Origin of the sequence: Paenibacillus taichungensis (assembly GCF_013359905.1) — a bacterium.
Classification (GTDB): Bacteria; Bacillota; Bacilli; order Paenibacillales; family Paenibacillaceae; genus Paenibacillus; species Paenibacillus taichungensis.
In genome coordinates, this window is sequence record NZ_JABMCC010000101.1 from 304759 (window position 1) to 328458 (window position 23700).

Below are 23700 nucleotides of genomic sequence, written 5' to 3' on the forward strand. Positions count from 1 at the left end.
TACTTTTCTATTTAATAGTGATAAATTTAATTGTATAAAATATAATTTGGAGCATATACGATCGAAATCATATGACAACGTAATAAAAAGAACTCTTTATATGTTAAAACAGCAACCAGCATCTACATCCTTTTTCACAACAGCGCGACATTGATTCAGAACTGAACATTCTATACTTCTGCGAGAAACTACATGAGGAAACTGTAAACAATTCAGGAGTCAGGGATACATATACAGCAGCTATGACGATGACGGGTTGACGCCCTGATTTCTTTTATATAAAATGCTTGTTAGAAGCTGAGGAAGCACCTTAATTCGTAGACTGGCCTGTATTATGCGCGCCAAGGACGAAGTGAGGTGTTTCTTTTATTATGTACGGAAAACTGCATAGTGCTTGTTTATATGGAATTGACGGCGTTTTAATTGAAGTGGAAACAGATCTATCGAATGGTTTACCCCAGACTTCAATTATTGGATTACCGGATTCAGCTATTCGTGAAGCGGTTGAACGCGTCCGTGCCGCTATAAAAAACTGTGGCTATCAGTATCCGTTGCAACGGATTACGATAAATCTGGCCCCTGCTGATCTGCGCAAGGAAGGATCTTCTTTCGATCTCGCCATCGCTATTGGTTTACTTACAACAAGTGGTCAGCTGATTCTTCCAGTAGATGAACGGACATTGGTGGTAGGTGAGCTGGCATTGGACGGTTCAGTGAGATCTGTGCCTGGTATCTTGTCTATGGTAGATTTGGCAAAGCGGCAAGGCTTTACCTCCATTCTTCTGCCCGCCGACAATCTGGAAGAGGCTTCGTTGATTCGGGGTATTCAGGTATATGGTATTCGTCATTTGCAAGATATCGTTCCTGAACAGGAAACGAATTCAAAGCTCAGGGAAGGAATGATGCAGAATACGGGGCCTGTTGTTTTAAAAAATTACGCCCATCTCTCTGCTCTGAATTCCAATGTCGGTGATATGGAGCGCCATGAGGGCCCAATGCGATCTCCTTCGTTGGACGATGATTATAGTGATGTTCTGGGACAGCATCACGTAAAGCGTGCACTCATGATTGCCGCAGCTGGTATGCACAATATTTTGCTGGTCGGACCTCCGGGCACAGGGAAAACCATGTTAATTAAACGGCTACCTACGATTCTCCCACCATTGTCCGAAGACGAAGCGCTGGAAGTAACCAAAGTGCTAAGTGCCGCAGGCAAGCTTAAAGATACTTCAAATGGTCTCATCGCAGACAGACCCTTTCGCTCTCCACACCATACAATCTCCACATCAGGTCTCATTGGAGGCGGCGGCATCCCCAAACCTGGCGAAGTAAGTCTTGCTCACCGTGGGATATTGTTTCTGGATGAGCTACCAGAGTTTCAGCGGCAAGTCCTAGAAGTGTTGAGACAACCATTGGAGGATCGCAAAGTCACCATTAGCCGTGCGAGAGCCGCGTTCACATTTCCAGCACAATTTATGCTCGCCTGTTCTATGAATCCCTGTCCTTGCGGATATCTCTCTGCTCAATCGGAGGATCAACGCTGTATATGCAGTCCTGCCCGTGTTGCCGCCTACCGTGCCAAAATCTCGGGTCCGCTGCTAGATCGCATCGACCTTCAGGTCGAAGTTCCTCCCCCTAGCGAGTGGCGCAAGGCTGGCGCTTCTCCTTCATCTGTGGAAATGCAGGCCAAAGTCATTCATGCTCATCATATTCAGGCCGCACGATATGCTAATAGTTCAGTTCGCTGGAATAGCCAGCTCTCAGGAACCCTTCTGCGTCGAACAATCCGCCTGCCTGAAGAAGCAGACCAACTGCTCCAGCAGACACTGCAAGTACTGAACCTGAGCATGCGTGCACATGATCGAATTATTAAGATGGCCCAGACGATCGCAGACTTGGATCATGAAGGCGTCATTTTGACAGCTCATGTGGCTGAAGCGATACAGTATCGGCAGTTGGATTTGAATTTATTTTGAGCGAGGGTCATCAAGGAAATAAGGCTATAAGGGCTATAAGGTGAAATACGTGCCTTCGCCATTTACCTTCATGAAAGGTTCAATCGAGATATTTATAGATTTCAAATTTATGGCTAAATAGTTTTACAAATCAAACACCCCTGCATATATATCCTCTTTATAAGAGAAGAGACATACGTGCAGGGGCTTTGCATAGAGCATTACGTTCGAATGAATAGCGAACAAGATATCAATTATTCAAATATAGTCAGCTTGTCTTTGGCTGGTGTACGTTCTTTGGCAGAAGGAATAACCTCTGGATACCCCATGTAAACCATGCCTATAATTTTTTCCCCAGCCTGAATCCCAAGTGTCTTACGGAATTTGGGTCCATAGAGGAAAGGCTTGGTTACCCAGAACGTTCCAACGTCTTCACTCCATGCCGCGAGTAGGAAGTTTTGCACCAATGCACTTACTGCTGCAAAATCTTCATCCCAGATATTCTGGCGTGGATCTTCTTCCATAACGACAAGCATGACGGCAGGGATCTGCTTGATATTGGCAGAGAACTTGTTATCCTCTCCCATCTCTGCATCAATAGCGTCTGCCAGCTTGTTCAGTCCATTTCCGCTAAACAATAAAAACCGCCACGGCTCACGCAATTTATGATTGGGTGCCCATACGGCTGTGTCCAACAAATCAATAATCTGCTGTGTGGGAACAGCTTCTTTTTTAAACTTTTTGACTGTACGACGATTTTGAATGGCTTCTCTTACGGCGTTACCCGTTTGGGTAGATTTACTCATGACCATGCCTCCCAGATTATAAAAAATTATCCGTGACCGCAGTTCGAGCCTGCGATGTGAATCGACTCATTTATGAAAAATCAAACGGTGCAGCAAAACTGGATTACCCTCTTGATTATACACTGATCTGTTCATTGGATTCAAAGGAATGCGATTAACATTATTTCGTTCTGATTATTTCGGATGCAAAAAGGCGACTTCGACTCTTCCCCCGCGGAGGGATTCTTAGAGTCAACGTCGCCTTTCTTCATTATAAATAGCTATTTAATCAATAAGGGTATGATCCTGCTCCTTCATATTTCCCATTCACAAAATCCATTTTGTTTATTTTTTCTTGGTTGCCGGCGATATCCGTGCTGAAATACTCCACTGTTTTGACATCAGGAGCATAGATTTTTATTGGTCCGGTAAACGTGATCCATTCCCCCCCATTGATTCTGTACTGGGTCATTTTCAAACCTGATCCCTTAACTTCGTCCGTTGCCTTTAACTTAAAATTAAATCCATTAATATATTGTTTGCCGTTGGATATTTCTGTCAATGGAACTAAAGCATATTTGGTTACAGGCGGGGTTTTGTCTGCATTACTCTTGAGAATAAAATCAAAAGTATTGTTAGGTCCTTTGACCAAAGTTACCCTAATCGTTTGGTTGATATAACCATCCGCTTCGACAGAGATTATGCTTATTCCCGGAGACAGTCGATCCATGGAATACTTGCCTTGTTTATCTGTTATCATCTTAAGATTATTAATAGATACCGTGGCCCCAGCCAATGGCCTCCCCTGTTCATCTTGCACCAAGCCACTCACCTTGGCGGCCTCTTGAAGTGTTATGTTCAACTTCTCTGTAACACCGGTGTATAGAAAAAGATATTTTGTGTAAGGAACATATCCATCTGCATCAACCGAAACCACAATATCAGGGGCGGAATAAGGATTAATACCTGTAATTGCGTAATTGCCATCCTTGTCCGTCTTTACAGATTGGCTGACAGTTGTTACTTTAATTACAGCACCCACAACTGGTTTTCCTGATTGATCAGTAACTTTGCCTACAACTGTTGCTGGTTCATAGAGGGAAAAATTAAATTCCCTTGTTTCTCCCGGAATCAAATAATAGCTAATATAATTCTTGTTGGTATCCAAGTACCCCTTGGCAACCGTACTAATATTGATGCGTATGCCTTCACTTAACGTTGTTTCAAAATTGTACTCTCCCTTGGAATTGGTTTTAATTGTTTTGGTTGCTATTTCGCTGTTTTCGAAGGTGTACATCTTGATATTTACATTTGCATCTTTCACAGGAAAACCATCCATATCAGTAATTTTCCCAAAAACTCTTGAAATTTGAGCAAGTTGATTAACTTGCCCCTCCGCAGAAGCATTTTTGGATGCAGCATATGTCGTTCCAGAATGCAGCAGACCACACACCCCAAAAAATAATAAAAACACACTTAAACGAATCATCCATTTCCATTGAATACTCATGACAATCGTTCACCTCATCCAAATATAGTAGTAAGTCCGGTGACCATATGAACTCGTTTTATCTATCTAACTAACCAACATTTCGAGCCTCCAAAATTCCCCGCCCCAAACATATTGCCAAATCCCATCACCACCGTTCATGGTTTTGCTAATATCCAACACTTCCAATTGTGGTGTCACCCACTCCTGTTTGATTTTGTTTGCCGCAATAGATTGAATTTCTTTCATAGTTCACACCTCTTTTTCATATTTGCTTTTCTCATTTTATTATAAATGATACAATTTGTATCTATTTATTTTAAGCGCTCCATTCTCTTTCGCCGTCTAGCAACAAGTTAGAAGATACAGCGAGGCTTCATTGTTTATGGAATTACAACGAATTTAAGTAAGGACATATGCATGATAAGGAGAAAAAGGGCATTTTATCACAGGTAACTCTATAATTTAGACTGGGTTTACACACATCGTTTGAGCTTCTATTAGAGAATTAATAATTAGAATGTAGTCCATTAACAATCGAGAAAGTAAATAATCACAACGAGGATAATTTTAATAATCCATAATACGATACAATATGTATTGTTGTTTGTCGCATGTATATTAGTTATGTTTTCTTAATTTCTTTCTTACCAATAACTTGTCCAAAAAAATAACCCACAAGAGAGTCACTATTTAAAGTGTCTTTCTTGTGGGTTAACACATTTAGAAGAATCGTTTATGTAGCAGAAACTCAGAATGCATTCATAATATGATCAATTGAAACAATTTCGCCTGCTTTATCCAGCATGACTGCGAACACATCAAAACGGATTTGATGATTTGTCTCTCCCGTCATTTGCAAATATACAGATGCCGTTGCACGTACCTGCTGCATTTTACGAATATCTACCGACTCCTGGGGTGTACCATACTGTGCAGTTCCGCTTCTGCTGCGGACTTCAATAAAAATGATCATGTCTTCACGAGAAGCAACGATATCAATCTCTCCGCGTCGGCAGCGCCAATTGCGCTTCAAAATGCGATAATCATGCTCCCGAAGCCAGTCGCAAGCAGCTTCTTCACCCAATCGTCCTTTTTGCTGACGTGTCAGTTTTGAAGCTGGACCCTGTTCTGATCCGTGCTCTACCATGATTCCTCTTCCTCTCGTCCAGAAGCTAGACGGTCAGCACGATAAATGTAGGTCAACACTTCCGCCACCAGCTGATACAGTTCCGCCGGGATTTGTTCGTCCAAATCCAGTTTAGAAAGCACTTCCACAAGTGCGGCATCCTCCTGAACAGGCACACCATTTTCCTTGGCTTTATCCAGAATGGCTTCTGCCACTTTGCCACGGCCTTTGGCTACGACCACTGGTGCTTCACTCTCACCAGGTACATATTTTAAAGCAACGGCCTTTTTGGACATCAGGTCCGGTTGCGAATCCTCTTTCATACCCGCATGTCCACCCCTTTGTATCGTTCAGGACTGTAGTCCGAGGCAGTCATTTTCCGTTCGGCACCCGGTTCCTGGCCCACAGGCCAGGGTTCCGCCTTGAAAGTCAGCAACTGATAACCCAGCTTGTCCAGCGCCTTATGGATCTCTTCGCGCCCACTTTCTAGGAGCGTTCCCATTCCTTCGCCGTCATTTAGTACACGCAGACTGACGATATTATTAACAACATGCACATCCACCAATGTCGGACCAAGACTTTTCATGTCCAGATCAAACCAAAGGCGGCAGTTGGATGCATCCAATTCACCGCGTTGCCCACGGCGTGATTGAATCTGAACGGAAGCCGTCTCTTCTCCGTCAGGTCCGGTAATGGGGATAAACCAGTGCATCTGGGCAAAGGTAGCACTGCGATCTGTTGTTAGCAATAACTGCTGACCTGTCAGAAATTGCACAGCCTGTCCGGCGACATCCTTGAGTGCCGCCGGTGCACCATCGCTGCTGGCAAGCTGCAGCAGCAAGCCCTTGAGCGAATCCGCGGTTCCCGGACTCGCCACATCCCCCACGCGCGCCTGCGCAGCCGCGCCGTGAACTGCCTGCTGCTCGTGCTCCGCACCGAGCAGCTTCAACACACGCCCCACCCACGGGTCCCCCTCGTGGGTGACGGGCGCAGCCGCAGCTCCCGCAGGCGCTGCGGCACTACCGCCAGCCGGCAGCGCGTCTGCGCCGGCTGGTAAAGGCTGCGGCACGCCTCCGGCAGCCGCAGCCACCGAGCCGCCCTGCGATGCAGGGGCGGCCTGTGTCGCCGCACCTGGCTGTGCCGGTGCGGCTGTGGACGCGCTGCGCAGCGCGTCCAGAAGCGCCAGCAGCTTGGGCGCCAGCTGCGCTGCCGATGGAGCTGCTGGCGCCGCCTGCCCTGCTGCGGAAGCGGTAGACCCCGCAGCAGCAGGCGTTTCAACGTGGCCGTCAGTTCGCCCGGCCGCGCCCCCCTCAGGCTGGCCCGCTATCACTCGGCCAGCCGTAACATCCACAGCAGCACCCGGCGTACCTGGGCGGCTCCCAGCAACACCCGCGTCAACTGCACGCGGGCTCTCACCAGGTATTCCGGTTCCTGCCGGAATACCTGTACCCACCTTGCCAGCAGTTTCAACATGGCTAGTCCCTGCTTTTATCCCAGCACTCTCGGCAGTCCCTGCTCCAGTCTGCCCATTGCCTTTAACCGCACCACCAGCTGTTTCCACAGATCCATCAGCCATTGGAGTACCACCAGCAGTCGCACCAGGCACGGGTTGCCCGGACAATCCGGTTGTTCCTCCTACCTGACGGTTACCGCCTGACGCAGCTAAGTTTCCTCCCGTCTGCTCTCCGTTTGAAGGTATAGGCACTCCAGCCGTAATGTTATTCTTCACTGTAGCAACTGTAGCTGCCTGTTCAGCAGTCGGCAGCGGTTTACCTGCGGTTTGGGTCAGCATGGACTCCAGCTGTTCAGCCAAACCCTTCAACAACTGATGTAGTGGCGGGCCAAATACAGCTTGATGCAAGCCCTTTACCGTTTCCGCTGTAACCGGAAGACCACGCTGAAAAGCAATACCTGTCGCCTGAACCCATTCTTCGACAGGCACTTGTGCAGGTTTTGCTGTTATCATATTTTGAACCATGGCTACATTATCCTTGGTTAAAGGTAATCCACTTCGCTGCATAGCTAACAACAGTTCCCGATTCCCCTTGGTATCCGGCAAGCCTACCTCCTGAAGCAAATTGTTCAGAGATGCCTGTGGCAGCTCTGCTAATGTACCCGTCAGTGGTTTCATTACCGTTACGCCATTTTCACCTGGAGGCTGAACCTGAAGCAGAGTTGTTTCACCTGGGCGAAGCGGGGTTTCTAGTTTTGCACGCACCTGCACACCCTGAATCTGAAGAACCGCATCTGCTCCATCATCGGATACACTAACCACAGAACCACGTACAACCTGGCCTTCCTTTAACTCCAATGGCTTGGCATTTCCCGGTTTACTATCCCCCAGTAACCCACGAATCACGGAACTTATATTCATAACCTTCCCCTCCCTCCGCGTATGGTCTAATTAAAATAAAGTGTGCTGTTCTCCGAGCAGATTGCCGAGAAAACTGCGACGATGCATGGGTGTAGCACCAAGAGCCATAATTTGTTCACGATGAAATTTCGTTGCATATCCCTTATGTATCGATAAACCATATTCCGGATATAACGTATCCCAATCCTCCTTGCAAAGCCTATCCCGGGTAACCTTCGCAATAATGGATGCTGCCGCAATGGATTGACTATTTGCATCACCTTTAATAATGGATAACTGTGGTATATTCACATCTACCTTTTCGGCATCCACCAACAGGTAGTCCGGCACGTCCTCAAGGGCCTCTACCGCACGTTTCATGGCAAGCCTTGCAGCCTGTTTAATATTCAGTTGATCAATCGTTTCCGCATCCGCATAACCAATTCCCACTGCCAACGCCTTTTCCATTATGATGTCATATAATGCGTCGCGCTTTTTCTCCGTTAATTTCTTGGAATCATTAACGCCTTCCAGAATCAGCTCACGAGGTAAAATAACGGCTGCCGCTACTACATCTCCAAATAAACAACCACGTCCCACTTCATCAATTCCGGCAATATGTTCAAATCCGCTTTCCCAATATTCACGCTCATAGATCAGCAGATCTTTGGGCTCCACCAATTCTTTTTTCTTCTTTTTCGGTTCAACCAGGGCATCCAGTTGCGTCAATTCAGTTAACTCATTCATTTCATTCATTACGGTGTCATCTCCTCTGCCCACTCTTGCTTAACGCATCACTTTATATCATTTTATTATATAGACGTAGATTCCCGATTTTTGTTCTATCAGATCCTATTAAATAAGAAATAAACTTCTGTAAAGCATATATGATAATACGATGATGAGTTATTATTTTATCGGTATCTGTTGGCTTAAATTGAAGATATTCAGCACTGAGCAGGCTAAATCTTCATCATTCATCATAGCATGATTTAAGAGACCCAGATATACGTACAATACAATCCCATTAAGTGCAATTTTCTAGAATCACCTTCCAGATCAATCAAGGTTCCTCTGCTTTAATTCCAGTACGACAAAAAGCGACCGCTCCCGGTAATCCGGTAACGGCCGCTTCTTTCGGCAGTTGTCTCTTATTTAATAAGGAGCTTCCATAGAGAAACGTCCCATTTTGCCCGCACGCAGTTCACGCAGAAAAGCTCGCGATGCCTTTTCCAAATCGATACGCCCACCACTTACCACACAACCACGTATACGACCAACCTGTTCCATGATCGCAACAACGCTGTCAGAATCATCCGCATCCTTGGAGAACTCCTGAAGTCCGTATCGTTCTTCAAGAGATTCCCAGTAATAACGCATTAGATAACTGATGCCAAAAAAGGCGATGTCTTCTGCATTCAGAATCTCTTCCTTAATTGCACCTGTTACCGCAAGACGATAACCCACGTTTTGATCTTCAAATTTCGGCCACAGAATACCGGGGGTATCCAACAGTTCCATCTCTTTACCAACTTTGATCCACTGTTGTCCCTTTGTCACACCAGGACGATCTCCCGTTGCCGCAATGTTCCGTCCAGCCAGTCGGTTAATCAGCGTGGATTTACCCACGTTTGGAATACCAACAATCAGTCCACGAACCGCTCTAGGGTTAATCCCTTTAGCTATTTGACGGTCAATTTTTTCTTTTAGGAGAAGCTTTGCTTGTGTTGGAATGTCTTTCACGTTGGTACCTGTTGAAGCATCTACAGGGAAAGCAGTGATTCCCTCTTTTTTGAAATATTCAATCCATTCTTGCGTTACTTTCGCATCCGCCAAGTCGGACTTATTCAACAAAATCATCCGGGGTTTGCCCTGTAAAATCTCGTCAATCATCGGGTTGCGGCTGGAGACAGGCAGACGGGCATCCAGCAGTTCGATGACCACGTCAATCAGCTTTAACTTATCCTGAATCTGGCGTCTGGCTCGGGTCATATGACCTGGAAACCATTGAATCGTCACCTTGTCTTCACCTCATTATTTGTTGATATATAAACTTTTTCTATAACATGCACACCGCATCACTTCGCTGGTAAAACCATCTTAGATCTCTATTATCCCCAGATTAGTTCAACCCTCTACGTTTTGGTGTACATTTTATATTTTGCTTATATATCCTGCATTCATATTAATGGTTAATCCATTTGATATCGCCGATCGGCCAGAAAATCACATCTGCACGACCTACAATATCCTTCAGTGATACATAACCGATCATTCGGCTATCCGTACTGTTCGGACGGTTATCCCCCATTACAAAAACATGACCTTCAGGTACTTTCCCATCCGGGAATTGTTCATTAGGGAAGTCCTTCACGTTATAGGTTCCACCGTTCGCTTCTGCAGCATCGATGGCTCCCTGAATGTAAGTCTCATCGACTTTTTTACCATTGACGAGAACTGTATCGTCCTGAACCTCAACGGTATCACCAGCGACAGCAATGACACGTTTAATGAAATCACGGCCTTCGGTAGGAACGTGGAATACAATTACTTCTCCGCGCTGTGGTTCCCTAATATCATATAAAATTTCATTGACGATTACACGTTCACCTGTATGAAAATTCGGCTGCATGGAAGGCCCGTCCACAACAAACGGTTTGAACAGTAACCACCGAATTAAAATGACAAGTACTAGTGCGATCACGATGGCTTTAAGCCATTCGAAAATTTCATTTTTGGCTTTTTTGGATCGACTGCCTTTCTCTTCGGCAGTATTGCCCTGGTCCTGTTGAACTTCCTGTTCCATTAATGATCTTCCTCTCTTCACAGTACATGTTATAGCAGTTTTTACACATCATCAGTTATGTAATCTTACACGCAAGCATTACCAGTACATTTAATCCACAATTCAAATGTCCTTCAATAACTGATTTCACAAGCCTCCCGGACTATTCGCGCGTGTGCCGCCATACCATTTTACTCGGAAGTGCACCTCCGGTTCAACTTTTCCCGGACAAAAACGAAAAGGGCTTGTCTCCAAGCCCTCCCCGGTATCCGTTATATTAACGAATTTCTTTAATTCTCGCTGCTTTACCGCGTAGTTCACGAAGATAATAAAGCTTCGCACGACGCACTTTACCACGGCGAGCCACTTCGATTCTATCGATTTTAGGGGAATGAAGCGGGAAAGCTCTTTCCACACCTACACCGTAAGAAATTTTACGAACTGTAAAAGTCTCACTGATTCCACCACCACGGCGTTTAATCACAACACCTTCGAACAATTGGATACGCTCACGAGTTCCCTCGATTACCTTAACGTGCACTTTCAAAGTGTCACCAGGACGAAAACTCGGAATATCTTTACGAAGTTGTTCTTGTGTAATCGCTTGAACGATATTCATCTATGACTCCCTCCTTCCGTACAGGCGTTCATACTTCTTCCAGAGAACACCTTGTCTCCTTCATTATCCATAGAGGACCGCCGTATTCCACATAACAGACTTATTGTATCACGCACCATAACAAAACACAAGGAAAAATAAACAAATTGCTGACAGAACTCTTCGGTTCTTCAATGCCCTTTAATTCTCATTAATTTCCTTTACTCCAATATAGGCGTTATCCGCTATAACGTTCATTTTAAATACGTCCTGAATTTTATTATAGTCACATTACAATTCCATTAAAACACACCTGTCCATGCGCTTTTCTACACAATTCCTTTATGGACATCAAAGCTTCGCCCTATGGATTGTCATAATTAGTATTCTTGAATAAGTCAAGTATTAGACGGAAAAAATACTGTAACTTTCTGTCAAGAAAGATCGTCTATGATATAGCTTGTTGGATTACTTGGTGATGCATCTAAAAATGTAATTCCACGAAGAAATGAAATGGCAAAAGGAGAACCAAACGAATTATGAAATACTTCAAAAAAATTGCTCTTGCTGCACTCGCATTACTCACTTGTACCATTACAATGTATGCGTATGCGGTAACTCATCCTACCAATGCAATGTCTCACAAAGCATGCACGTCCTGGGATATGGTCAAACGTAAGGCATTTCTAATGTCTCACTCCGATTATTCCAGCAAACCTGTACTTGATCTGGCTACCTTTCACATCGCACAAGATTCGGCTACTGAAGTACCTGTACTGATGTATCATTACATACAGCCCAAAATTAATAATCATGAAACAAACAACAAATCGATCATTAATCTGGAAGACTTCGAAGAAAATATGAAATATTTGCATGAAGAAGGCTACAACACAATTACACTGGAGCAACTTGAACAATATGTGAATGGACAGATCTCTCTACCAAAAAAATCGATTGTCATCACCTTTGATGATGGGTATCAGAACAATTATACTTTAGCCTACCCTGTGCTCAAAAAATATAATTTCCATGCTTCCCTGTTTGTAATCGGCAGCAAAATTCAGGATCAGCCTTCACCTTTTGATCCTGCCAAAAATACGTTTATCTCCAAACAGGAGATGCAGGCCGCTAAAGACGTCTTTGAGTTTAACAGCCATACCTATAATCTGCATCACAAGGGATATATGCGTTGCGGCGACAACGTGCCCGTCGGACTCGATACAAGCTTGCTCAATGATGACGTCAAGCTGATGAAAGAAACTGGTATTGATACGCCGTATCTTGCCTACCCTTTCGGTTATACCAGCACGCAGATGATCTATCAGCTGCAGCAAAATGGGTATCGCATGGCCTTTTCCGTACGTTCAGGATTTGTTCGACCTGGGGATAATCCTATGAAGCTCCCTCGATTAACGGTTACGACAGGAACCGATTTGGCTGCATTGCTCCATCCTGAATCAGACCAACAACAGGAAATCCTTCCTGTCGTAGAGATCAGTCATTAAGCTAGATTGAAACTTCCCCGCCTGGATAAAGAGTCGAGCTATACAGCCTTTTTGGCTGAAGCTGGGCTCTTTTTATGCCCAAAGAGGTTGGAGTGGTTACCTCCATCACTGAGTTGGAATAGATCACCGCCTCATGTGCATCATAGATGATGACCTGTTCCCTTCCGCTCTGACACAAGTCTGCATGTACGGCGTAGCCCTCTTCTCCAAACGCTGCAACCGTTTGCATATTACCATTAATCAAAGATGGTAGGACACCTCCACCTCGACGATAAGCCAGGATATAGTCAAGCCCGCTGTCATCCCAGTTGCGTACAGGCTCAATAATGGTTAACCACCCACGAGTTTTACGATCTTCTTTCCAAAGTTCCTTTCCGTCGCTATCCAGCATAAACATTCCATCCTTACCATTCTCATCTCCACGAATAATCCGATCCAGGCCAGCAATCTGTAATCCTTGTCTTTCTCCATAAAATTTCCCCAATGCAATATGCTGTGATTCAATCGTATCCTCATAACGCCATTTTTCATTACCGTGCCGATCCATCATCACCGTGACACTGCCACCGATAACAATTTCAACCTCCCCGTCCTCGTCCACATCGCCAAACCATATACAGTCTGCGTGATCATCAAGATTCTGACAGGACCATAATAATGCTCCATCATGATCCAGCATGTCATACCCGGCCATCACTTCATCTTTACCATCCCCATCGATATCGTAGACCCACGGAAAATGACCTATATTGCCTTCATGCTTCCACAGCAAATTAAAATCATGATCTAATGCCCATAATGTCTTATACCGATCCTTCAGCAGGATATCCATTGTGTGTTGGTCACCAGTCAGATTTGCAAGAATAATACAGTCATGCGCTTGCTCTCCAGGCAACTCATGACGCTTCTTTATCTCTCCGGTTCTTCCGTCCAGGATAAGCAATTGTTTGTTCATTACACACAGCACTTCATTATTTCCGTCCCCATCCCAATCTGCAATCTGAGCGGGATAGTCTGATCCTGGACCGCCAGCATTCGGGTCCGGTGTCCCGACCTGCCATATTAAAGCTCCATCCAGATCATATGCCGACAAGCAGCATACCTGATGCGGGACGTAACGGTCATCTATGCCACCATCTGCCTGCACCAACAGCATCTCAAGCCTGCCATCTCCATTCAGATCTCCCAGAAGCATCTTGCAGCGCTCTCCAGCTTCGCTAATATTCACTCTTCCAACTTCATACGGCTGATGATTCATATTCTTCCTCCTCAGCATTTCGTCTTTATACGCTTCTAGCTGAGATCACCATAAAGAAATTTTTCAGTTTATACAACCCTATTTCGGAACATGCAAAAATGTTCAAAGCGGCCAAAAATGTTCAATATAGAAAAAGACCAACCTATATAACACAAGGCTGGTCTTTCAGGCTTTCGAAAGAGATTATTTACGTGCTCAAACGCAGATATCATCAAATTACTCTACATTCTTTTCACGTTCGGAACGAAGTTTATTTAGCCAAATCCGTTCTTTGTCCGTCAAGTCCGCCGTCTCCAACATATCCGGTCTGCGTTCCAGCGTACGAAGCAAGGATTGCTCCCTGCGCCATGCCTCAATATTCAGATGATGTCCGGATAACAGCATATCTGGAACCTTCATACCTCTGAATTCCGGAGGACGTGTGTAGTGCGGGTATTCAAGCAATCCGGTACTGAATGAATCCGTTACAGCACTTGTCTCATTACCCAGTACACCCGGAATAAGGCGTACAATACTGTCAATCGCCACCATCGCAGGCAGTTCGCCACCCGTCAGCACGTAATCACCAATTGACAATTCGTCCGTTACGAGAAACTCTCGGATACGCTCATCGTAGCCTTCATAATGTCCGCAAATAAAAATCAGATGATCTTCTTGTACAAGTTCCTCTGCTTTTTTCTGTGTGAACGTCTCACCTTGCGGGCACATTAGAATGATACGTGGGGGTTTCATCGTTGCCGCAGCTTCGCCCCGTTGTTCTAATACATCCTCGACAGCAGCAAAGATGGGATCTGGCTTCAATACCATACCCCCACCTCCGCCGTAAGGTGCATCGTCAACTGTATTATGTTTGTTGGTCGCAAAATTTCGAAAGTTTGTTGCTCCCAAAGATACAAGTCCTTTGGTTTGGGCTTTGCCCAGAATGCTGGTTCCGAACACACCGTCAAACATTTCCGGGAATAGGGTTAATACATCCACTTTCATGTTACAGCAGCCCTTCCATCAGGTGAACCTTGACTTGCTTCTCTGCAACGTCCACGTCAAGAACAACATCATCAATAACCGGAAGCAGAATTTCTTTGCCTGCAGGCGTTTTGACAACCCATACATCATTCGCTCCAGGAGTCAAAATCTCAGAGATGGTTCCAAGTGTATCACCCTCTTCGGTGATGACAGAACACCCAACGATTTGATGGAAGTAGTACTCACCTTCCTCCAGCTCTGCCAGATTCTCTTTTAACACTTTGGCCATGCCGCCCTTAAACTTCTCTACTTCATTAATGTTGCCATACTCTTTCAGACGAAGAATATACATATTTTTATGCAAACGTGCAGATTCCACGTTAACCATGACTGGATGATTATCTGGTGTAAAGAAAAACAACTCTGCATTTTTCGCAAAACGCACTTCCGGGAAATCAGTTAGAGGCATGATTCTCACCTCGCCGCGAATTCCATGCGTATTGACAATTTTACCTACATTCATAAACTCTGCCATACTTTCCTCCTACACTCCATTCATATTGGTACTCATGTGTGATGATCTTCCTGCGCCCCTCCGGTTACGGATCGTTCTTCGGATCGCTGTTATCTTAACGCTCCTTCAGAATCGATTCCGTACTCTTCACTTCTTCCGCAGAACATCATACTTGACGAGCTATTTCAATCCTATGATTTAAGTTTCAGCATGCACGAAAAGGGGCTAGGACATGCATCCTAACCCCCTTTCGTATATCTTTAAGATATGATATCAACGGTTACCCGTTTATCCATCTTAACTGCTGCTGATGTGACGACCGTACGAAGAGACTTTGCGATTCGTCCCTGTTTACCAATCACTTTCCCAACATCGTCAGGATGAACGGTTAACTCATAAACGACAAGCCGGTCTTTCTCAACCGTCCGAACCGCCACATCTTCCGGATGATCGACCAAAGCCTTAGCAATTATGCTTACTAATTCTTCCATAGATGACCCTCCGAATCAGCACCTTATTTAGTCAATTTAGACTCGTGGAACTTCTTCATCACGCCCGCTTTGCTCAGCAAGTTGCGGACAGTGTCGGATGCTTGTGCACCGTTTTGAAGCCATTGCAATGCTTTATCTTCATCGATCTTAACAACAGCCGGTTGTTCAACCGGGTTGTAGTAACCGATCTCCTCGATAAAACGACCGTCACGTGGGGAACGGGAATCCGATACCACTACGCGGTAGAAAGGAGCTTTGTGAGCACCCATACGTTTCAGACGAATACGAACTGCCATTTGAAAATTCACCTCCTTCAATGAAATCTGTATATCGTTCAGCTGCCATTGGAATCAACGGAAAGGAAACTTCATTCCTTTACCCAGACCCTTAAGCTGCTTCATCGCTTTATTTTTGCCGCCTTTAGGTCCCATCATATCTGAGAACTGTTTCATCATGCGACGCATCTCATCAAACTGCTTGATCAGACGGTTTACTTCGGCCAAGGATGTTCCACTACCTGTAGCAATCCGCTTCCGGCGGCTATGGTTGATCATATCCGGGTTGCGTTTCTCTTCGGTCGTCATGGAGTACACAATCGCTTCGATCCGGCCCATCTGTTTATCATCAACCTTCAGGTCCTTGGCTTGTTTCATCTTGCCCATACCAGGAATCATGTCCATGATCTGATCGATTGGCCCCAGCTTTTTCACTTGATCCATTTGCTCAAGGAAATCTTCGAACGTGAATTCTGCATTACGCATCTTCCGTTCCATTTCCTTAGCTTTTTCGGTATCAATGTTGGACTGCGCCTTCTCAATCAGAGAAAGCATGTCACCCATACCAAGAATACGTGAAGCCATACGTTCTGGATGGAAAGGCTCAAGTGCGTCCAGTTTCTCTCCAAGGGAAGCAAATTTGATTGGACAACCAGTGACTGCTTTAACAGACAGTGCAGCACCACCACGAGTATCTCCATCAAGCTTAGTCAGAACCACCCCGGTCAGATCAAGTTGCTGGTTAAAGTGTTCTGCCACATTAACTGCATCCTGACCAGTCATGCTATCTACGACAAGCAGTACTTCATCCGGGTTCACTACGCTGTGAATCTGACGAAGTTCTTCCATCAGTTCTTCATCGACATGCAGACGTCCAGCTGTATCGATAATGACATAGTCATTACCGTTATCCTTGGCGTGCTGCAGACCCTGACGTGCGATCTCTACAGGGCTTGTCTGATCTCCCAGTGTAAATACTGGCGCTTTGATCTGCTCGCCGAGAACTTGCAACTGTTTGATCGCTGCTGGACGATAAATATCTCCTGCAACAAGTAACGGTCTGCTATTTTGCTTTTGCAGCATCTTAGCCAGTTTACCGGATGTAGTCGTTTTACCTGCACCCTGCAAACCAACCATCATCAGTACCGTAGGCGGTTTGTTGGCTTTAGCCAGTTTCGACTGGCTTCCACCCATTAAATCCGTCAGTTCCTTGTTTACGATGTCGATAATGACCATTCCGGGCGTGAAGCTCTCCATCACTTCTTTGCCGACAGCCTTCTCTTTCACCTTGGCGATGAATTCCTTGACCACTTTGAAGTTTACATCCGCTTCGAGCAATGCCAGACGTACCTCGCGCATAGCTTCAGCAACATCTTCATCAGACACCTTGCCTTTGCCGCGCAGCTTGCTGAACACATTCTGCAATCGGGTCGTTAATCCTTCAAATGCCATGATCCCACCTCCTTAAGCTGTAATACTGTTTTCAGGACCGATACGTTTCGTTCAACTCTTACAAACTACTCTCTGAGCTGTTGAATAATATCGTTTATTTGTTGGTTGTTATCAATGGAAACGCCTGCGCGCTCCAATGCATTTTGCAAATCTTCAAGATTACGGTTGCGCCGTTCGTGCTTCTCCAGCAAGCCTAGCTTGCTTTCGTAATTTTCCAACACTTGTTCGGCACGTTTGATATGCTCGTATACCGCCTGGCGGCTGATCTCGAACTCGGCTGCAATCTCGCCCAGCGAGAAATCATCATGAAAGTAATACTTTAGAAACGTCTGCTGTTTCTCGGTAAGCAACCGTTCATAGAAAGCAAACAGCAAGTTAATCCGGTTTGTCTTCTCAAGCCGGTTTTCTTGACTCATAACGGGGCACTCCCTTCGTCAAGGAAAAACACTTTACACTCTTGCAACGTTCCTAATAATACCTAAAACAAATCAGGTTGTCAAGCAAAAATACTTGTCACAATAAAAACGTTCATTTTACACTCATTTTTCCTGCCTACATGGTTACTCTTAGCCGTTCCTCTACAGCTGAATACGACCTGCTGCAACCATTATATAAAACAAAAAAACGAATGGGTCTCCACAGATGGAGCCGATTCGTTTAACGCTATCTACCGTTCTAGCGAAGTGGTGTCAGGTACAACAGTACCATGAAGAAATGAAGAATACTGCCTGCTAGCACAAAGAGATGCCAAATCGCATGGTGGTATGGAAATCCACGCCACACATAAAAAAGCGTCCCCAGTGTATACATCAGACCTCCAGCAACCAGCAACACGATTCCGCCTGTAGGAATGGCAGCCATAAGCGGTTGCCAAGCAATAACGATGAGCCAGCCCATTGCAATATAGAAAATCGTGGACATGAATAGAAACTTTTTCGTGAAAAATGCCTTAAAGATCACGCCGAATAATGCGATTCCCCAGATCACACCGAACAGGGTCCAACCAAGTGTGCCACGAACAGCAATAAACAAAAGCGGAGTGTACGATCCGGCAATAAACAAATAAATGGATGAATGGTCAAAAATCTCAAATAAATCTTTCACTTTCCCATCTTTCCATGCATGCACGAGTGTGGAGCTCGTATAGAGCAGCAGCATGGTGATCCCGTAGATCGTGAAACTGACCACATGCCAAGCCGTGCCTTTCATACTCGAAAATACAATCAATAGCACCAGTGCAGCTACACTGAGTGCAGCGCCGATTCCATGAGTTACCGCATTGGCGACTTCCTCACGACGGGAATAGGTATAGGTATTGGCCATATCAACCGTCCTTTCTAGCCCTTTAGCCTTGCCTTCTTTATTCCCATTATACACGTATTGCCAGTGACATTACACGTGACACTTATCACGTATATCACTGGCAATACGGTTAACGCTATTCATTCATGCTATTTATTAATGGTTCTAGGAATTAGCTTCCTCTTCTTCAGCACTTTCAGCTGGCTGTTCCTGAATCAGTCCCGCAAACAACGCATGCACGAATTGCTCCGAGTCGAATGGCTGCAGATCATCAATTTTCTCACCAAGTCCGACCAGCTTCACAGGCAGATCCAACTCCTGACGAATCGCAACAACAATACCACCTTTGGCGGTACCATCCAGTTTCGTCAGTACAAGTCCAGTTACCCCGCTCTTCTCTCCGAAGAGTTTGGCCTGATTCAGTGCATTCTGACCTGTAGTTGCATCCAGCACCATTAATACTTCATGAGGTGCTTCCGGAATTTCGCGTTGAATGACACGATAGATTTTGTTGAGTTCGTCCATCAGATTGGATTTATTTTGCAGACGGCCCGCAGTATCACAGAGCAATACATCAGCACCCCGTTGCTTCGCAGCCTGTACAGCATCATACATTACAGCGGCAGGGTCAGAACCTGATTGTTGCTTGATCACTTCCACACCGGCACGTTGTCCCCATACTTCAAGTTGTTCAATTGCTCCGGCACGGAACGTATCTCCTGCTGCCATGATGACCTTTTTACCCTGCTGTTTGAAGCGATGGGCCAGCTTGCCAATCGTTGTTGTTTTACCAACACCATTAACACCAACAAACAAAATGACCGTGATGCCATCCGGATTCATTTTCAGTTCATTATTCTGCTCGCCACGAAGCAAATCCGTCAGTTTTTCGGACAATACAGGCTGAAGTTCAGCCGCATCCTCAATTTTGCGTTTTTTGACTTCTTCACGCAGATCTTCAATCAGTTTCATGACCGTATTGACACCTACGTCGGCTCCAATCAGAATCTCTTCCAATTCTTCATAGAATTCCTCGTCGATTTTTTTGCGGCGGATAACGAGATCCGACACTTTCTCTACGAGGCCTTTACGTGTCTTTTCCAACCCGTCCTTGAACTGTTTGGTAACCGACTCCGTTTTGCTTGCAATGCTGTCTCTCAGCTTTTTAAAAAAACTCATAAAGCCCCTCCATCGTGTACATTTCTTAGTTTAAATGATATTAGATGAGTTCATGTGTGACAACCAACTCAAAGATTAGGCAATGACAGCTTCCTCATCTTCCAGTTTAACCGAAACGAGCTTGGATACTCCGCCCTCTTCCATCGTGACGCCATACAGCACATCCGCTTCTTCCATTGTGCCTTTGCGATGTGTAACAACGATGAATTGTGTTTGTTCCGAGAACTCACGTAAATACTGGGCAAAACGCACCACGTTGGCTTCATCCAGTGCCGCTTCCACTTCATCCAGTACGCAGAACGGTACAGGCTTAACATGCAGTATAGCGAATAAAAGGGCCATTGCGGTCAACGCTCGTTCCCCGCCGGATAATAGCTGCAGGTTTTGCAGCTTTTTGCCTGGTGGCTGGGCGACGATATCTATGCCCGTATCGAGCAAACGCTCAGGGTCCATCAATACAAGATCCGCGCGCCCTCCGCCAAACAGCTTGGTGAAGACCGTGCCGAACTCCCGGCGAATCGCATCAAATGTTGCCTTGAATCGTTTGGCCATCTCATCTTCCATTTCTCGAATAACCTGATACAACGTTGTTTTGGCTTCGACCAGGTCATTCTTCTGCGTGCTGAGGAACTCATACCGCTCGTTAACCCGCTGGAATTCCTCGATGGCTCCCAGATTGACGTCACCGAGAGCCGCAATGCTGCGCTTCAGTTTCTGAACCTCAGCTTGTGTGCTCTCCACATCTTCCGGTACTGGATAACGCTCCTTGGCAAGTTCATAGCCGAGCTCATACTCATCCATCAGTTTGCGCAGAATGTTTTCCAACTCAACATCAAGTCTGTTCACGGAAATTTCCGTTTGTCGCATCTGTTCCTCCACAGCTTTCAGCTGTGTGCGCTGTTCCTTCGTTTCACTCTCGGCAAGCTCAAGCTTCTTCGACAGCTCGCTTCGGGCAGCACGTTTGAAGTCCAGCTCCTGTGCAGATTCCGCTTTTTTCAGCTTGTACTGGTTAAGATCTTCAATCTGTTTAACACTCTCAGTCTCTGTTTTCTTCAGATCTGCTTCCATGGAGGCCAGCAACGTGCGATTTTGACGAAGATCCTTCACCAGTGAATCCACTTCGCGCTCCAGACGCCGTAACTGCTCCTCGTTGGAGAATCGCTCCTGATCCAGTTTCCCCTCTCGGACTTTCAGATCGGTGAGTTGGGTCTGCAATTCCTCCTTCGCGGATTCATTCGCTTTACGCGCAAATTCTGCGGCATGAATGGCACGATGAGTCGCCTTCTCTTCTTCCTCAAGTTGCTCCAGCTTCTTCACAGCAACATCGCGGGCTGTATCCATTTCTTTGATTTCTTCAGTAAAGCCGCTCTTTTCCTGCCCGGCTACGGCAACCTGTTCCAGTACGTGACGCAGTTCATGCTCAACCTGCTTCATTTCCATTGAAGCCTGCTGTTCTGCATTCCGGGTGTCGTCTCCAGACTGACGCAGCTCGTCCAGCTTATCTTGGCACTGCTCCAGCTGAGTCTTTACATCCTCCACACTGCGATGCAGTTTTACGATCTGATTTTCGGTATCCAAAATATCTTGATCCAGCTGATCCAGCTGCCGTTTGCGGCTGAGCAGACTACCATTTTTCTTATGCTGGCTACCACCGGTCATCGAACCACCCGCATTAACCACATCGCCTTCCAGGGTTACGACCCTGAAACGATATTGGCAGCGAGCTGCGATCTTATTGGCATCCTCCAGCTTTTCTGCAATAATGACATTTCCGAGCAGACTTCCAATGATCGCAGCATAACGGGATTCGTATTGTACAAGATCCGCACCAATTCCCACAAAACCATCCATGCCTTCGATCATCGAACGTTCCCCTGCACCAATGGTACGTGCACGAATAACATCCAGCGGGAGGAACGTAGCTCTACCCAATTGACGTTGTTTCAGAAAAGCGATCGCCTGTCTGGAAACCGATTCATTCTCCATGACGACATGCTGCAGGGAAGCGCCCATCGCCGTCTCTACCGCAAGTTCAATCTTCTCAGGCACTTTAACGAGCTCTGCAACAGCTCCATGAACCCCGTTCAGTGTACCTTTGCGTGATGCCTTAAGAACTTCTTTGACACCCAACATGAAACCGTCAAAATCATCCTGCATTTCTTTCATTGTATCGCGACGGGAGACCTGGGCTTCACGCTTCTGTTCCCATTTACGGACAGTGCCCCGGCTTTCTTCGAGCAGCTTCTGCAGCGATTGGAGACGTTCACTTTCCGTAATATAACCACCGCGCAGATCACTGATTTCCTTGCCTAAACGAACAACTTTTTTCTCAATCTCCGTTTTGCGGGCTTCCAGCGTTTCCTTCTGGCCTTCCCACTTGCCGGATTCCTCAGTCGCTCGGTTCATTCGCCGTTCCAGCGTTTCTTTCTGTTGGTCCGCGTAACGAATTTCATTTCGTGTCTGAGCCATCTGATTCATCAGTTCCAGCAAGTTGCCCTTAAGGCTTTCCTCCTGCTGTTGGCTAATACCACCAGTGACACCGATAAGTTTGGCTTCTTCTTCGGACAGACGATTTCTTACGTCACTCAATTCCAGTTCAAGCTTGGCAAACTTTTCGCGTAATGCAAGTAACTCGGCTTCACGCTCCCGATGTCTCTCTTCACTCGCTGCAAGGGTCACTTTGAGCTGTTCCTGATTTGTCTGCAGATGACGCGAACGCTCCTTGAGCAGTTCCCCAAGTCCTTCGCTTTTCTCTGTTGCTTCACTGAATTGCAATAAGGCCGATTGCAGCTGTTCCGTCTCCGTTTCCAGCGTACGTAGTGCATTGCGGTCACTTTCCAGCTTGGCATCATGAGTGGAGACGATTGCCGCCAATCCGACTTCTTCCTCTTTCAATGATTCAAGTCGTTGGTTCGCCTTGCTCCAGGAAGCATGAATTTGTTCAATCTGATACACATACATGGAGATTTCCTGTGACTTCAGCTGTCCACGCAATTCCTTGTAGTGGATTGCTTTCTCCGATTGTTCCTTTAACGGACCAATCTGGTCTTCCAATTCGGTGACCAGGTCATGAATACGCAATAAATTCTGTTCCGTCTCATCCAGTTTGCGAGTAGCATCCCGTTTGCGAGATTTATATTTAACAATACCTGATGCCTCTTCAAAGATCCCCCTGCGATCCTCTGAACGGGTACTCAGAATCTCTTCGATTCGTCCCTGTCCAATAATCGAGTAAGCTTCCTTGCCGATTCCGGTATCCATAAACAATTCCGTAATATCCTTCAACCGACACGACTGCTTGTTGATAAAATATTCACTGTCTCCGCTGCGATGTACACGACGCGTTACCGTTACTTCGCCAAAATCCAAAGCAAGCGCATGATCTTCGTTATCCAGCGTCAACGAAACTTCACCATAATTAACAGCCTTCCGTGCATCACTGCCGGCAAAAATGATATCTTCCATCTTGCCACCACGCAGTGATTTGGCACTTTGTTCCCCAAGAACCCAGCGTATGCCGTCTGAAATGTTACTTTTGCCACTTCCGTTCGGGCCCACAACCGCGGTTATGCCACGAACGAACTCCATTTCCGTTTTGTCGGCGAATGACTTGAATCCACCCAGTTCAATCCGTTTCAAAAACATAGGGTTTCCCGTCACCTCC

The 23700-nt window shown here is 45.9% G+C and carries 22 protein-coding genes; 2 read left to right on the forward strand and 20 right to left on the reverse strand.

What is annotated here, in order from left to right:
• Positions 1–371 precede the first annotated feature (371 nt).
• On the forward strand, positions 372–1976 hold the full coding sequence (locus HP548_RS08135) for a YifB family Mg chelatase-like AAA ATPase (protein ID WP_175381357.1): 1605 nt from the start codon (positions 372–374) through the stop codon (positions 1974–1976).
• A 233-nt stretch (positions 1977–2209) separates the two neighbouring features.
• Here the strand turns inward: HP548_RS08135 and HP548_RS08140 are convergent, their stop codons facing one another.
• From HP548_RS08140 to rplS, 10 genes are all read right to left on the reverse strand, one after another.
• Positions 2210–2761 carry a nitroreductase family protein gene (locus HP548_RS08140; protein WP_175381358.1) on the reverse strand — a complete coding sequence of 184 codons (552 nt, stop codon included), beginning with the start codon at positions 2759–2761 and terminating at the stop codon, positions 2210–2212.
• 268 nt (positions 2762–3029) lie between these two features.
• Entirely contained in the window at positions 3030–4250 is a 1221-nt protein-coding gene (locus tag HP548_RS08145; RefSeq protein WP_175381359.1) for a carboxypeptidase-like regulatory domain-containing protein, read from the reverse strand.
• A 66-nt stretch (positions 4251–4316) separates the two neighbouring features.
• Complete coding sequence (locus HP548_RS08150) at positions 4317–4478, reverse strand: paeninodin family lasso peptide (protein WP_175381360.1); 162 nt, start codon at positions 4476–4478, stop codon at positions 4317–4319.
• A 502-nt stretch (positions 4479–4980) separates the two neighbouring features.
• Positions 4981–5379 carry a YraN family protein gene (locus tag HP548_RS08155; protein WP_175381361.1) on the reverse strand — a complete coding sequence of 133 codons (399 nt, stop codon included), beginning with the start codon at positions 5377–5379 and terminating at the stop codon, positions 4981–4983.
• Complete coding sequence (locus HP548_RS08160) at positions 5373–5681, reverse strand: EscU/YscU/HrcU family type III secretion system export apparatus switch protein (RefSeq protein ID WP_076289491.1); 309 nt, start codon at positions 5679–5681, stop codon at positions 5373–5375. Before HP548_RS08160 ends, HP548_RS08155 begins: the two co-directional genes overlap by 7 nt.
• A complete protein-coding gene (locus tag HP548_RS08165) occupies positions 5678–7732 on the reverse strand; it encodes a DNA ligase (RefSeq protein WP_175381362.1) in 2055 nt (684 codons plus the stop codon). Before HP548_RS08165 ends, HP548_RS08160 begins: the two co-directional genes overlap by 4 nt.
• 30 nt (positions 7733–7762) lie before the next feature.
• Positions 7763–8467 (reverse strand): ribonuclease HII, encoded by a 705-nt coding sequence (locus HP548_RS08170; protein WP_083678918.1) that lies wholly within the window; start codon positions 8465–8467, stop codon positions 7763–7765.
• 399 nt (positions 8468–8866) lie between these two features.
• Entirely contained in the window at positions 8867–9730 is an 864-nt protein-coding gene (gene ylqF, locus HP548_RS08175) for a ribosome biogenesis GTPase YlqF (protein WP_076289489.1), read from the reverse strand.
• A 166-nt stretch (positions 9731–9896) separates the two neighbouring features.
• Complete coding sequence (lepB, locus tag HP548_RS08180) at positions 9897–10517, reverse strand: signal peptidase I (RefSeq protein WP_076289488.1); 621 nt, start codon at positions 10515–10517, stop codon at positions 9897–9899.
• Positions 10518–10773: 256 nt separating this feature from the next.
• Positions 10774–11115, reverse strand: coding sequence for a 50S ribosomal protein L19 (gene rplS / locus HP548_RS08185; RefSeq protein ID WP_024630190.1), 342 nt, complete (start codon positions 11113–11115; stop codon positions 10774–10776).
• A 518-nt stretch (positions 11116–11633) separates the two neighbouring features.
• On the opposite strand from rplS, the gene HP548_RS08190 reads away from it, so the two are divergent.
• Positions 11634–12602 (forward strand): polysaccharide deacetylase family protein, encoded by a 969-nt coding sequence (locus tag HP548_RS08190; protein ID WP_076289487.1) that lies wholly within the window; start codon positions 11634–11636, stop codon positions 12600–12602.
• A 1-nt stretch (position 12603) separates the two neighbouring features.
• Here HP548_RS08190 and HP548_RS08195 read toward each other — a convergent pair whose 3' ends face one another.
• The 10 genes from HP548_RS08195 to smc all read right to left on the reverse strand — a co-directional run bounded on the left by HP548_RS08195 (position 12604) and on the right by smc (position 23681).
• Entirely contained in the window at positions 12604–13860 is a 1257-nt protein-coding gene (locus tag HP548_RS08195) for a hypothetical protein (RefSeq protein WP_175381363.1), read from the reverse strand.
• Positions 13861–14076: 216 nt separating this feature from the next.
• Positions 14077–14844 carry a tRNA (guanosine(37)-N1)-methyltransferase TrmD gene (gene trmD / locus HP548_RS08200; RefSeq protein WP_076289485.1) on the reverse strand — a complete coding sequence of 256 codons (768 nt, stop codon included), beginning with the start codon at positions 14842–14844 and terminating at the stop codon, positions 14077–14079.
• Position 14845: 1 nt separating this feature from the next.
• Positions 14846–15358, reverse strand: a complete 513-nt coding sequence (rimM, locus tag HP548_RS08205; protein WP_076289484.1) for a ribosome maturation factor RimM — start codon at positions 15356–15358, stop codon at positions 14846–14848.
• A gap of 239 nt (positions 15359–15597) precedes the next feature.
• On the reverse strand, positions 15598–15828 hold the full coding sequence (locus HP548_RS08210; protein WP_024630185.1) for a KH domain-containing protein: 231 nt from the start codon (positions 15826–15828) through the stop codon (positions 15598–15600).
• Positions 15829–15851: 23 nt separating this feature from the next.
• Positions 15852–16124, reverse strand: a complete 273-nt coding sequence (rpsP, locus tag HP548_RS08215) for a 30S ribosomal protein S16 (RefSeq protein ID WP_024630184.1) — start codon at positions 16122–16124, stop codon at positions 15852–15854.
• A 54-nt stretch (positions 16125–16178) separates the two neighbouring features.
• Positions 16179–17555, reverse strand: coding sequence for a signal recognition particle protein (gene ffh, locus HP548_RS08220; RefSeq protein WP_024630183.1), 1377 nt, complete (start codon positions 17553–17555; stop codon positions 16179–16181).
• Positions 17556–17620: 65 nt separating this feature from the next.
• On the reverse strand, positions 17621–17971 hold the full coding sequence (locus HP548_RS08225; protein ID WP_076289483.1) for a putative DNA-binding protein: 351 nt from the start codon (positions 17969–17971) through the stop codon (positions 17621–17623).
• 259 nt (positions 17972–18230) lie between these two features.
• Complete coding sequence (gene trhA, locus HP548_RS08230; protein ID WP_076289482.1) at positions 18231–18878, reverse strand: PAQR family membrane homeostasis protein TrhA; 648 nt, start codon at positions 18876–18878, stop codon at positions 18231–18233.
• A 144-nt stretch (positions 18879–19022) separates the two neighbouring features.
• Entirely contained in the window at positions 19023–20036 is a 1014-nt protein-coding gene (gene ftsY, locus HP548_RS08235) for a signal recognition particle-docking protein FtsY (protein WP_076289481.1), read from the reverse strand.
• A 75-nt stretch (positions 20037–20111) separates the two neighbouring features.
• A complete protein-coding gene (gene smc / locus HP548_RS08240) occupies positions 20112–23681 on the reverse strand; it encodes a chromosome segregation protein SMC (protein ID WP_076289480.1) in 3570 nt (1189 codons plus the stop codon).
• Between the last annotated feature and the right edge of the window lie 19 nt (positions 23682–23700).